Origin of the sequence: Arenibacter sp. S6351L (assembly GCF_023016025.1) — a bacterium.
Taxonomy (GTDB): Bacteria; Bacteroidota; Bacteroidia; order Flavobacteriales; family Flavobacteriaceae; genus Arenibacter; species Arenibacter algicola_B.
Window position 1 is genome coordinate 97,627 of record NZ_JALKBB010000012.1, and the last position, 13,420, is coordinate 111,046.

The 13,420-nt window shown below is 39.1% G+C and carries 9 protein-coding genes; 5 read left to right on the forward strand and 4 right to left on the reverse strand.

Annotation, left to right across the window (positions count from 1 at the left end):
* The first annotated feature begins 424 nt into the window (after positions 1–424).
* Together MWU82_RS11765 and MWU82_RS11770 are read left to right on the forward strand one after the other, a co-directional pair.
* Positions 425–1,954: a M81 family metallopeptidase gene (locus MWU82_RS11765; protein ID WP_348646987.1), complete on the forward strand. Its 1,530-nt coding sequence runs from the start codon at positions 425–427 to the stop codon at positions 1,952–1,954.
* A 328-nt stretch (positions 1,955–2,282) separates the two neighbouring features.
* Positions 2,283–2,510, forward strand: a complete 228-nt coding sequence (locus tag MWU82_RS11770; protein WP_247096522.1) for a hypothetical protein — start codon at positions 2,283–2,285, stop codon at positions 2,508–2,510.
* Between the two features lie 212 nt (positions 2,511–2,722).
* Here MWU82_RS11770 and MWU82_RS11775 read toward each other — a convergent pair whose 3' ends face one another.
* The 3 genes from MWU82_RS11775 to MWU82_RS11785 form a co-directional block, all read right to left on the reverse strand.
* A complete protein-coding gene (locus MWU82_RS11775) occupies positions 2,723–3,145 on the reverse strand; it encodes a response regulator (protein ID WP_215946305.1) in 423 nt (140 codons plus the stop codon).
* A gap of 427 nt (positions 3,146–3,572) precedes the next feature.
* Positions 3,573–5,753 (reverse strand): hypothetical protein, encoded by a 2,181-nt coding sequence (locus MWU82_RS11780; RefSeq protein WP_247096523.1) that lies wholly within the window; start codon positions 5,751–5,753, stop codon positions 3,573–3,575.
* Between the two features lie 207 nt (positions 5,754–5,960).
* Positions 5,961–8,381 (reverse strand): transglycosylase domain-containing protein, encoded by a 2,421-nt coding sequence (locus tag MWU82_RS11785; protein ID WP_247096524.1) that lies wholly within the window; start codon positions 8,379–8,381, stop codon positions 5,961–5,963.
* 543 nt (positions 8,382–8,924) lie between these two features.
* Between MWU82_RS11785 and apaG the strand changes: the two genes are divergently transcribed.
* Both apaG and pruA read left to right on the forward strand, forming a co-directional pair.
* The gene (apaG, locus tag MWU82_RS11790) at positions 8,925–9,311 is read left to right on the forward strand and encodes a Co2+/Mg2+ efflux protein ApaG (RefSeq protein WP_085495565.1); all 387 of its coding nucleotides are present in this window, start codon (positions 8,925–8,927) and stop codon (positions 9,309–9,311) included.
* A gap of 208 nt (positions 9,312–9,519) precedes the next feature.
* Entirely contained in the window at positions 9,520–11,148 is a 1,629-nt protein-coding gene (gene pruA, locus MWU82_RS11795) for an L-glutamate gamma-semialdehyde dehydrogenase (protein ID WP_247096525.1), read from the forward strand.
* Between the two features lie 411 nt (positions 11,149–11,559).
* Here pruA and rsmG read toward each other — a convergent pair whose 3' ends face one another.
* A complete protein-coding gene (gene rsmG / locus MWU82_RS11800) occupies positions 11,560–12,195 on the reverse strand; it encodes a 16S rRNA (guanine(527)-N(7))-methyltransferase RsmG (protein WP_247096526.1) in 636 nt (211 codons plus the stop codon).
* Positions 12,196–12,311: 116 nt separating this feature from the next.
* Here rsmG and MWU82_RS11805 point away from each other — a divergent pair, with 116 nt between their 5' ends.
* On the forward strand, positions 12,312–13,415 hold the full coding sequence (locus tag MWU82_RS11805) for an acyl-CoA desaturase (protein WP_215946300.1): 1,104 nt from the start codon (positions 12,312–12,314) through the stop codon (positions 13,413–13,415).
* The last annotated feature ends 5 nt before the right edge of the window (positions 13,416–13,420 follow it).

Sequence of the window (13,420 nt, forward strand, 5' to 3'; positions counted from 1 at the left end):
TTTTAAAAGAAGAACTATCAGAGTTATAAACAAGAGGAATTTTTCACATACCCTTATTAAAATTTAACATTTTAAAAATTAAAATGTTTACAAAAGGCCGGTTGGCCATTTATATAAAATCATCAGCCAGTTCCCTGATAATTTATATAATTTTTAGAATTCTTGGCCCAAAATAGCATATCCCTAATTCTCGAATTTTTATTTGCAATGTGGATGAATTAAACGGTTGACTTTGTCTCTGGAACATTGAATTTTGTTCGATTCTTATTCAAAAAACCCACCAAGAAATCCTTATATTGGGTTCCCATAAAGGGATTTCTAAGGCAAAATATTGCCCTTGCCCATTTTCAAACTTAATAGGGAACCTAAAACATAATTACTATTGAAACCACTTTACAATTTTTATATCCTTCTCTTGGTCCTAATGGCTTCATGCCAACAAGGCAAAAATGAAAAATCAACAAAAGAACTGCCTAAAATTGCCATTGCAGGTCTGGGAATAGAAAGCAGTACCTTTTCACCTGCCTTAACCCATGAAGAAGCCTTTCACGCCAAAGTAGGTGACTCTATTTTTGGCAAGTACCCGTTTCTACAAATAGATTCTTTAAATAGGAATAGGGCACAATGGGTGCCTACCTTGGTCGGGAAATCATTGCCAGGCGGAACAGTAACCCGTGAGGCATACGAATCCTTGGTAACAAAAACCTTAAAATTATTAAAGGAAAATGGTCCCTATGACGGACTTTTCTTTGATATACACGGTGCCATGAGTGTGGTTGGATTGGACGACCCTGAGGGCGACCTCATAGAACGTATTAGGGACGTGATAGGGACCGAGGTCCTCATATCCACCTCTATGGACCTTCACGGAAATGTGTCCGAAAAATTGGCAAAACATACCGATTTGATCACTTGTTATAGAATGGCACCCCACGAGGATGCCATCCAATCCAAAAAAAGGGCGGTCACCAATCTTCTGGAACGACTTGAAAATGGTAAGGGTAAGCCCCAATACAAGGCTTGGATCCCCGTACCCATATTATTGCCCGGTGAAAAAACCAGTACCCGAATTGAACCGGGTAAAAGTCTATATGCAAAAGTTCCCGATATAACCAATGAAGAAGGTATTATTGACGCGGCTATCTGGATTGGATATGCTTGGGCGGATGAACCGCGTAACCATGCCGTAGTAATGGTTACCGGCGATGACAAGGAAAAAGTTGAAAAAGGGGCAGAAATGTTGGCTCAAAACTTTTGGGATGTGCGAAATCAATTTGAATTTGTTGCTCCAACGAAAACTTTGGAAGAAAGTTTAAAAATGGCCCTAGCCAGTAAAAAACATCCATTTATGATCAGTGATATGGGAGACAACCCAACTGCTGGCGGTGCAGGAGACGTTACCTGGACATTGCAACAATTATTGGCCAGGCCGGAATTTAAATCGGACAAAGGTCCTTCCTTGATTTATGCTTCTATCCCAGGACCAGAATTTGTTGAAAAAGCCCTTGAATTAGGCGTAGGTGAAAAAATTAAGGCCATGGCCGGTGCAGCCGTTGATGACCGATTTGCAGGTCCTTTGGAACTGGAAGGAACCATAGAAGCTATCAAGGCCGGTGATGTGAACGCAGAAGTGGAGGTCGTTGTTAAAATTGGAAGTGTACGGGTAATCGTTACCAAAAAAAGAAAGCCGTACCATTATTTAAGCGACTTTACCAATTTAGGATTGAATCCCAAAGAAACCGATATCATTGTAGTCAAGATAGGTTACTTGGTACCAGAACTGTACGACATGCGCGGCGATTGGGTTATGGCATTGACCCCAGGTGGTGTAGATCAAGATCTTAATAGATTGGGTTATAAACGTATCAAAAGACCAATGTTTCCATTGGACAGTACTATGGCCCAACCGGATTTGAAAGCCCATTTTATTCCGGCTTCCAATTCAACCGAATAATTATGAATAACCTTATTTAAAAGGGTTATTGCAGGTTACATTTAATATCCTCCTTTGTTTATCATCTAAACGTAGTATGTTCCGATAGCTAACAGTTTATCCAAATTACTGCTAAAGCAAACGCAGCAAAAAAATCAATACAAACGCCATCGGTATTGGCAAAACCCAAACCCATTTCCCTAAGACATTATTAACAATTATGATTTTGCCAATACAGAAATGGCCCGATAAAAGATTTTTAGGAAAATTATTGTCCAACCTAAATCTAGCGGCTACTTGGCAGAATATTATCGGCAAAAGCCATAATAACAGATGAAGGCAACGATAAATGGCAGCTAATGCACAATCGGCAATTAATTTACCTGAACCCGATTTTGTAGGTGTGGAAAATATACAATTGGGTGTGCCCACCAATTACGAACTGGATTTATGGGACCGGATACGTAGTTCGGTACAGGTAGAAAAATTCAGGTCGGAAGCTAGCCTTTATGATTACCGAACAGCAACAATAATCCAAAACCAAAGTCCAAAAAACAACGTACCGGTGGATAAATGAAATAGGCCCAATCCATGACTAAACGAATTGAAAAATACAAAAGGAATATAGGGTTAGCTTCTCCCCTAACGATTACATTTCCAACAAACAATAAAAACACGACTATCAACTACATGGCTGCACCACACAAAGGCTTAGTGTCCTTGCAAAAAGTAATCAAAGCCCAATCCCCAAAATTGAACCAGTCTACAAAATAAACAAAGCGAATAATTTTACAGTGAAGTGTTATGTAGTCCCTCCGTCTCTATGGTCTTGAACAGATTGGACAGAATGGAGTCTGACAATGGCTTTACTATAAAGTCTTTTACTATAGCATAGGTTTTGGCCTTTTCAATGTCTTGATTATCTATTGAAGAACTCACTATATACACTCTTGGCTTATTCTCGATGGGCAATTTTACAAATTCATCCAAAAATTCCCATCCATCCATGATGGGCATATTTAGGTCCAAAAAGATAACATCGGGCAGTTTTTCGCCGGATTTAGCCATTGAAGAAAGATTTTCCAAAGCTTCCTTACCATCCTCATGTACAATAACAGAGGAACCAAAACTGCTGTTGTAGTTTAATAAAACTTTGGTTCCATAAACAAAAATGGGATCATCATCAATAATGCATACTGTTTCTATCTTCATAACCTTAAAAAGTGTAAAAAGGCACACTCATATCGCTAGTGCATAGTACTCTCCGAATGATTACAGTGGGTTATTATCAAGCTACAATAATCACAGAAATAATGCCAAGGATTTGACGCTCCTTATTTTGGGTAAGTTTAATTTTTTATAAAGTAATATTTTTCCTATAAATTTTGTTTATACAAATGTAGGCAAAAAAATCAAACAGAAACTGTGTATTTTATTCCAAACACCTGCATTTCAACGTATAAAGCTGCATTTCAAATAATAGTTAACACGATTTGCCTATGGTCGGTATTTATTATGGGCATAGAACTCCTGCATAGCCTGCTTCAGACCAATTACTTTAATGGTCAGAAACGTGGAAAAAAAATCAGATTTGTTCCATAACCAATATAGCACATACCTCAACATCATTTTTAATAATCTAATACCCTTCAGCCCTATTTAATATATAGCTTTTAACTTTTTCACCTTCCTTTAATTCGTTCAAAATCCAGGTATCCTTGTTTTCGCCATTGAGCAACCTCCAATTCTTTTCAGGCTTAACTAAAAGTTTTTTTACATCTCTCGGAAAGGCATTTGCCGCTCTTGCATTTTCCCAAGTCCTTATTACCTTAAATATGGCCTCCTTTTCTGGACAGCTTTCCACATCTTTCTGATTTAAATAGAGACTATAGGTAGTGCCAAGCCCTACTGAAATTGCCTGTATATGTTCATATTGCTCAACAGTGCAATTGGCATTGATAGGAAAATTTCCACCCATACCCACCGGAAAATAATTGGCATACGTTACATCCCTAAGATCCTTTCCCTGACTTGTGGCACTTCCCCATTCCCTAGTTTCTACATCATATAAATTCTTCCCCCCTCCTACATTCCATATACTTTGATAATGCCATGAACCTTCAGATAGGGTAGCTCCCGTAAATCGGATAGGAGGAATACCGTGCATAGCGGCTCTATCGAACATTTTTCTAAAAAAACGCTTGGCCGAATAGTATCCGTGCCCATTATTGAACAAAAACTCCTGTCCGTCAAAATCGTAATAGCCCAAGCCGTTAATAAAACTTACATCAGCATAGTACTCTGCAATTTTATCCTGAAGCCCTATATTAGGTATCAATCCGTCATAGCCATAGTTTATGGTCACCTGAAGTTTGTATATGGTGTCGTTGGTTTTATGTGCTGTTGGAGTGGTCCCCCAATAACCCCTCTTTACATTTAGAAGTCGATAAGGCTCCTCTTGGGAAACGCCCAGGTAATGTATAAGCTCCTTGCCTATTTTTACCATATTCAGATTTTCCGCATGGCCTTCCCAACTGCCTATCTCGTCCATATATTTGGGATCGTCTACTAGTATAATGGTATCTATTGGACTGATGCCTTTCGTCAACAAGCGTTTTTGCTGATAGCACAAACTATCGCTTGGAACGGGACTGGCATCTTTGGTGCCTGGAGCTAATGCTGTAGTAATCGGAGTTCTACCTATTGTAATACCGTATTTTCCCGCCATATTGGCAAACTCTTTATGTGATAAATTTCCAGAAGTAAATTTTAACGGTTTTTTCTCAAATCTCTTTCCATCTATATACCCCTCGTTACCACGATCTGGACGTAAAAAGCTCTGGTCATAAAGACTGATCGCCTTAAAACCCAATCTGGAAGCATAGGACACAATACTATCGTAAAGACCTCCGCTGGTAATGGCATCCGGAACATAAGCAGCAGGGTCTTTCACCCATTTTCCATCTATCGTGGGATAGGGAAGTCCTTCAGACAAAACAATATCCTGAATCACATCCATCAAGGCCGTGCTATCCGGACTGCCCCATAAAGCCACCGAAGACCCAATATAATCAACACCAGGTACAGGTTCAACTTGAAGATGGTTGGGCGTATTTGCCTCCATATTGGGTATAAGTGAAAAATAAACCTCCCTTTTTTTTGTTCTGTCCCTTGAATTATAGGTGATAGAGATCCTTCCCTTGTTATCAATTTCAGCAGCGTTGCCATACAAAATCCTATAATAAGGTTCCTTGTGGGCATAAAAGGCTACGTCACTAATTCCGTTGCCGCCCAAGGTAAAAATTTGCCCCTCAAACAGGTCTTCCGGTAATGGATATTGAATAGTATCGGGTGAGTGGATAACATATTGAAAAGGAGCAGCATCCCCAATGGTCCTGGAAGTACCACCTAAGGTATTGTCGTCCAGGGCCAGCATCCCGACGGCATAATTGACCGTTTCACTGGTATCTCGGGCTACACCAATGATTTCCCCAAAAAGATTAGTGATATTGGTATGGATAGAACCCCATTGCACCCCTTCAATATCTTCCCGGTTGGTCAAGGAAACAAGAGTGAATTTTAGATACTTGTCCTTCTGCTCAACTCTGATTTCAGCTCTGGAATTGTTGGGATAGGCAAGCTCTATAATATGGGGTTGTTTAAAATCGACACTCAGCGGGCGGTACAAGGTGTCTAGCTTGCTATTGTACAAAGTCAATAATGGAGATGGCCTATCAGAAGGACTCAACTCCCTTGGCTGTGACTTTGTAAGGTCTTTAATGCTATAAATTAGGCCTTGGTCATTAATACTTATTCGCAAATAATTTGTACTAAAACTGGTTTTCGAATTTTGGGAACAGCCAAGTACCAAAACCAATAATGGCAAGAGAAAAACTACACACCAATTTTTCTTTAAATAATGACCGACATTTAGAATTGTATTTATCAATTTGTTTACTATTTATAATTAAAAAGGTTTCTTATTAACATTGCCAAAAACAAATCCTGGATAGTAGTAGCTACATCCCTAATCAATATTTGTATTGGATATATCGATGCCGATAGTAAGGCTATCCTTTGCAATGGAATCCAGGGGCATCTCGCCTGGAAAAATACCTTGTACACTATCAATTTCCACGGGTTTATCTTTTAATATGGCAAGGGTATCCTTAATTCTCAATTCCAATAAATAGGTAGAATCTGTTTGAGCCAACTCATAAGCCTCCTTCGCATTGGATTCTACAAAAGGCCTACAGGGAAAATAATCAAAATCGTACTCAAAATTGGTGAGCAAAGGTCTTTTCCAATAACTCAAATTCTTAAATATGGAGGCTACAATTGGCAGGGCTGTATTGGCACCAGAACCCATACTCGTGGATGCAAACTGCACCCGTTTGTCAAAGGTACCCACCCAAGAACCTACAACCAACTCCGGGGAACAACCAATAAACCAGCCATCGCCATTATTTTGGGTAGTTCCCGTCTTTCCTATAATATTAAAAGGAATCTCATAACCCAACAAACGCGACCCCGTGCCATTCCGAATAACACCTTCCATCATTTTTTGCAAGGCCTTAATGTTTTCGGAGCTAGCTACCCTTCCTTCGTACCGTGGTTTTGCTTCGAACAAAACATTGCCCTGTTCATCTTCTATACGATCAATGGCATAAGGTTTTATTTTGTTTCCACCATTGGAAATACTGGCATATGCAGTTACCATTTCCAACAAACTGATATCGGCCGTGCCCAATACAATGGATGGCACATTCGGAAGTTCCGAGCCTATACCCATTTTCTTTGCCTGGTCCAAAACCCTCTCCGTACCGGTCCTCAGTTGAAGGGTCACCGAAACCGTATTTATAGAATTTGCCAAGGCACCATGCATGGAATAACTGCCCCCATACTTATTATTCGAATTTCGCGGTCTCCAATCCTCGTATTTGGAATATGTTATTAAATTATTGTCATAATAATTACACGGGTCCTCCCCTGCCTGCAAAGCCGCCAAATAGGTAATAGGCTTAAAAGTAGAGCCGACCTGTCTTGGCGTAACAACATTGTCTATTTGGCTAAATCCGTAATCGATACCACCTACATAGCCCATTATCCTACCAGAATTACTGCTGACCGCTATAACCCCGGCATGTAATCTATTGATGCTTTTTGCTATAGAATCTTCCAACGACTGCATTTGTTCTTCATACCCCTTGCCGATTACCCAATATTTTCTTTTCCGCTTTTCCTTTACAAAGGCTGCTATTTCCTCCTTGGTCCTACCCCTTTGTAGCATTTGCTTTACTTCGCTATTTTGATCCACCAATTTTTGGAGTAGCACCTCTTTACCACCCTCTGTAGTTGCTGCTGCCCAATACGTATCCATAAGTTTCTGGAGATTGTCCACCTGTCTATGCAGGGCAGCTTCCGCATATTTCTGTATGTTCGTATTTAAAGTAGTATAAATGTTTAACCCGTCTGCCTCCAAATCGTAAGTATGACCGTCGGGAGCAGGGTTGTCTTCAGCCCATAAAGCAAACTTCGTTGCTACATAATCCTTAAAATAAGCAGAAAAGGAGGACACCTTCTTTGGGGTCTGATAATCCAATTTCAGGGGAGTCTGGGCTTCTTCAAAAGTTTCAGGGGTAATATAATCGTATTTAAGCATTTGGGACAGTACCACATTACGTCTCTGTTCGGCCCTTTCAGGAAAATTTCTTGGATTATAATAGGAAGGTGCCTTTAAGAGACCTACCAGGGTGGCACTCTCGGTTAAAGTAAGTTCTTCAGGGGCTTTGTTAAAGAAGCGCAAGGCCGCTTTTTCAATTCCATAGACATTTTCACCAAAGGAAACCGTATTGAAGTACAGCAATATAATATCCTCTTTATCATAAATACTTTCCAGTCTTCTGGCTATAAATATCTCCCTGATTTTATTGATGGGCGTAGAAAGGAAAAACTGTTTCTCCCTACCGAACAAATTTTTGGCCACCTGTTGGGTGATGGTACTGCCACCTCCTGCATTTTGCTGCAAAATGATGGATTTTATCAATACCCTTGCATAACTCTTGTAGTCTATCCCCCTATGCTCGTAGAACCGTGAATCTTCGGTGGCCACAAGTGCCTGTATTAGGGCAGGTTTTATTTGTGAACTATCGGCATTTGATCTATTTTGAAGATAATAATACCCAATGGGCTCTTTATTGGAGGCATAGATTGTAGAGGTTACAGGGTTTTTTAAGGTTTTTAAATAGGCCTTGGTCGGTAACTTCCCAAACGCACCTAGGTAAATAAGCAGGAAAAGTAAAAACAGACTGCAAAATCCTGCAATAGCTGCAAAAAGCACCGATTTAAAAGGATGTTGCCGAACATAGACAACTAACCGCCCGAAACTCGACCAAGTTTGTACCAGAACCTTCTTTACACCTTCAATTATCATAATACCTTTTGACAAATTTCTACAATTAAAACTCGAATACAAATAAAAATAATTCAATATTCATTATTAGTTCTCTTTTTCAGCTTAAATAAATTTTACTGAGATTATATAAAATAATAATCCAGCGAAACAATAGTACTAATGTCATTATTAATTTTGAAGAGACCCTTAATACATAAATAGGGAACCAGCACGAATTTTCAATTATAGCCCTTGGACCATTGTGCAGAAACAAATTGTATTGATTTACATCAGAAATAAATATAATTACACCGATTATATCTACATTAACTTTTATAATTTGTAGTTGTTCTTTATCTTGCTGACTAATTGCTTTTTAGAGGTCCAATATTCATTATTAAAATGAATTATAATTTTAAGATAAATTGTAATATTTGCTCTTTATCTTTGTAAAACAATGTGGAATTCCTTTAAGCAAAGTAGATTGATAACCGCAGTTAAATACGTATCTGAAAATACTGTATTTTTTGTTTTGATGGCATTATAGGTTTTAATGCTTACGACAGGAAGTTTATTTACATATTAGAACCCGATCTTATGATAACACAGGTAACAAAAGGCATTAAAATTTCGGTAAACACCAGTTTTGAAGGAACTTTCTTCAAGAACTACAAAATGCATTTTGCTTTCGGCTATACCATAACTATAGAAAACCAAAGCAAGGATTCTGTTCAATTAACATCACGTCATTGGCAGATTTATGATTCCTTGAATGAATTGGAAGTATTGGACGGCGAAGGGGTAATTGGGAAAAAGCCGGTTATCAAACCTGGAGAATCGCACACATACAGCTCTGGGTGCCTATTGGCTTCAACCATTGGGGCCATGAAGGGTCATTACAACATGGTCAGCATTAATAATTCCGAGAAGTTTAGGGTCTACATCCCTACTTTTAAATTTAGCGCCCCCTTTGCATTAAATTAAATTGCAAACCCTTTTTTACTAACTAATATTTCCATGATGTTACATTATGGAAAATGCAGTGCGTCGTATCAACAATAATATCCGTGATTCCCGCAACTTAATATTAGTATTCTTTCACCATACCCCAAAATTCACTTAGCACTTAGTTTTATTTTCGCTAATGCATTTAGTACCTTTGCCGATAATTTGAACTTAAAAAATAATTATCATGGGCAAAGGATTTTTTCAAGTCCCCACGGCATATAACGAACCTATTAAAAGTTATGCCCCCGGCACTCCAGAGCGGGATGAAGTACTAAAACAATACAGTGCCTATTTCAATGGCAACGCAGACATTGCCATGTATATAGGCGGAAAAGATGTAAAATCTGGAAATACCAGAACCATTTCCCCTCCTCACGATCATCAGCACATAGTTGGCCAATACCATACTGCCAACAAGGAAGATGTGTCCAATGCCGTATCCAACGCTTTAGAAGCTAGGAAACAATGGGCAGATTTGGAATGGGAACAACGTGCTGCCATATTCCTAAAGGCCGCGGAATTGATTTCGGGACCATATAGGGCAAAAATCAATGCCGCAACTATGATTGCGCAATCAAAAAATATACATCAGGCCGAGATTGATGCTGCCTGTGAACTTATAGATTTCCTCCGTTTCAATGTGGAATACATGTCCCAGATCTACGAGGAGCAACCAGATTCTGCAGAAGGTATTTGGAACAGGGTAGAATACCGTCCATTGGAAGGTTTCATCTACGCCATAACCCCATTTAATTTTACTGCAATTGCAGGAAACCTTCCTGCAAGTGCTGCAATGATGGGAAATGTGGTATTGTGGAAACCTAGCGACAGTCAGGTGTTTTCTGCTAAGGTAATCGTGGATATCTTTAAGGAAGCCGGGCTACCCGATGGTGTTATAAATGTGGTTTACGGAGATCCTGTAATGATTACAAAAATAGCTTTGGACAGTCCGGATTTTGCCGGAATCCATTACACTGGGTCCACCCATGTATTTAAGGAATTGTGGAAACAGATTGGAAACAATATCCACAAATACAAAACCTATCCTAGGATTGTTGGCGAAACTGGAGGTAAGGATTTTATTATAGCGCATCCTACCGCCAACCCAAAACAGGTTGCAACTGCCATTGTAAGGGGTGCTTTCGAATTCCAAGGCCAGAAATGTAGTGCCGCCTCCAGGGTTTACCTTCCAAAATCTATCTCCAAGGAAATATTGGATTTTGTAAAAACCGATGTGGAATCGTTCAACAAACCGGGTTCTCCAGAGGATATGGGCAACTTTATTACAGCCGTTATCCATGAAGCCTCTTTTGACAAATTGGCCAAGTACATTGACCAGGCCAAACAGGACAAGAATGCCGAAATTTATGTGGGCGGAAATTATGACAAATCCAAGGGATACTTCATAGAGCCTACCGTGATTGTAACCACCGACCCAAAATACACCACCATGGAAACCGAACTTTTCGGCCCTGTGGTCACCATTTACGTGTATGAGGACAAGGATTGGTCCAAGACACTTAAATTGGTAGATAGCACCTCCGAATACGCACTTACCGGCGCCGTACTCTCTGGAGATCGTTATTCTATTGCCGAAGCAACCAAAGCATTGCAGAACTGTGCCGGCAACTTTTATATTAACGACAAACCAACAGGTGCCGTTGTAGGACAGCAGCCATTTGGTGGAGCACGGGCTTCGGGCACCAACGACAAGGCCGGTTCCGCCCAAAACCTTTTGCGTTGGGTATCCCCAAGGTTAATAAAGGAAACTTTTGTAACCCCAGTAGATTACAGATACCCGTTCTTGGGATAAGGTTATAAAACTATATTGTAAAGGCCCGTATCTGCAAGTAGCAGATACGGGCCTTGCTTATTATAAAGTTCCACCCACTATAGGCAATCATATGCCCATGGCCTACACTTTAAAATTGATAATTTCGGCTACCCAAAAACGATTATTATCGGAATAAACCTAGGCAAAAGGATAGATTTAACATAAATTAAAGCATCTTTCACACAATTATAATGTAAATTTAACGTTAAGTTATTGTAAATTTACAGTCAATTTAAAGTTAACATTAAAGCAAGTGACCATGAAAGAAAGCATAGAAAACAAAACACAGAGTAAAGCAAAAAGTTTTTCATTTAGAAATATCCCTAATTACATAAAGGCCTATGCCAAAACCTGTAGGGAGTCTTATTACCACATGTTAAGCCTATAGAATTAGCCCTTAAATTTTACGGGTAAGTACACCAACTTTTTGGTTTCAAAAAATTCCTCTTCAAAAATTTCCGAAAGATTATAGATTTCCACGGTACGGTAATCCCTTAATTCTTCTTCCAGGTCTCCCCCTTTTAAATACAGGATTCCATTTTTCCGTTCGTGTTCCGATTTCTTTTTTATTTTACCTTTCACCCAATGTGTAAAAGTTGGCATGGCCGCTACTGCCCTGCTAACAATAAAATCGAACTGCCCCTTAATTTCTTCCACTCTTAAATTAACCGCAGTGACATTTTCAATTTCCAGCCCCGCCACAACCTCCTGCACCACTTTGATTTTTTTCCCTATGGCATCGACCAGTGTAAAATGGGTCTCGGGGTACAAAATAGCCAAGGGTATCCCAGGAAATCCACCTCCGGTTCCTACGTCCAATACTTTTGCCCCGGGATTAAATTTTATAAATTTGGCTATTGCCATTGAATGTAGCACATGTCTTAAATACAATTCATCTATATCTTTCCTGGAAACCACATTTATCTTTACGTTCCAATCCTGGTACAAATGTTGCAATTTTTCAATCTGCTGTTTCTGCAAATCGGTTAAATCCGGAAAATATTTATAAATAATTGTGTAGTCCATTTTGTTTAGTTAAATTTTTGCAAAAATAGCACTTTAATAGGCATGGCCTAAGTTTTAACCAAGCAGTTATACTTAATTTGGGCTCGATTTACCGTATATTTACAAAAAATTAAATCATGGAGAACAGACCCATAAGATTTTCACGAAAAGACTCTGCCCAATTTTTCAAAACCCTAAATAAGCGCGTTAATGATTATTTCAAAGAAAACAACCTTAAAAAGACAGGGAACTGGAAATTGCACTTAAAAACAGCAGTAATGTTTGCCTTATTTTTGGCACCTTATTTTCTAATTCTAACCCTAGGACTTCCAAATTGGGCCAATTTATTACTCACCATTACCATGGGCATTGGCATGGCGGGAGTTGGGATGAATGTAATGCACGACGGGAACCACGGTTCCTATTCCAACAAGAAATGGGTAAACAAACTAATGGGAGGCAGTATCTATATTCTGGCCGGCAACGTTTACAACTGGCAGGTACAACACAATGTGCTGCACCACACCTATACCAATATCCATGAACACGATGAAGATTTGGAAGCAGGAAGGATTTTGAGGTTTTCAAAGCATGCCAAATGGCACAGATTCCATAAATTTCAGCATTTTTACTCCATATTCCTTTATGGCCTTCTTACATTCAATTGGGCAATAACTACGGATTTTCAGCAAATGTACCGCTATACCAAAAGAAAATTGGCCTATGGCAAGTTTCCAAATCCATTTATGAACTGGAGTATGCTGGTAGTCACCAAGTTAATATATATAACCGTTTGGATCATAGTACCTATGGTATTTCTGGATATTGCCTGGTGGAAAATTCTTTTAGGCTTTTTCATAATGCATTATGTTGCCGGAGTAATACTGAGCGTAGTTTTTCAATTGGCACATGTTGTGGACGAAGCGGAAACACCACTACCTGAAAAGGACGGTACCATGAAAAATACCTGGGCCATTCACCAGTTGTTCACCACTGTAAATTTTGGCACTAATAACCGTGTAGTAAACTGGTTTACAGGGGGATTAAACCATCAAGTGGAACATCATATTTTCCCGAACATCAGTCATATTCATTACACAAAAATTGCCAAAATTGTTAAAGAGACTGCAAATGAATTTAATTTACCATACAACGAATATAAAACTACAAGAAAAGCTATAATTTCGCACTTTAAACATCTAAAGGAACTGGGCAAAAAACCCAAATTACAATATCAGTAAATTAT

Bases quoted from the DNA above. Each gene is read 5' to 3' on its own strand.
- MWU82_RS11805 (WP_215946300.1), top strand. From the start codon at position 12,312: ATGGAGAACAGACCCATAAGATTTTCACGAAAAGACTCTGCCCAATTT.
- MWU82_RS11765 (WP_348646987.1), top strand. From the start codon at position 425: ATGGCTTCATGCCAACAAGGCAAAAATGAAAAATCAACAAAAGAACTG.
- rsmG (WP_247096526.1), bottom strand. From the start codon at position 12,195: ATGGACTACACAATTATTTATAAATATTTTCCGGATTTAACCGATTTG.
- MWU82_RS11775 (WP_215946305.1), bottom strand. From the start codon at position 3,145: ATGAAGATAGAAACAGTATGCATTATTGATGATGATCCCATTTTTGTT.
- pruA (WP_247096525.1), top strand. From the start codon at position 9,520: ATGGGCAAAGGATTTTTTCAAGTCCCCACGGCATATAACGAACCTATT.
- MWU82_RS11770 (WP_247096522.1), top strand. From the start codon at position 2,283: ATGGCAGCTAATGCACAATCGGCAATTAATTTACCTGAACCCGATTTT.
- apaG (WP_085495565.1), top strand. From the start codon at position 8,925: ATGATAACACAGGTAACAAAAGGCATTAAAATTTCGGTAAACACCAGT.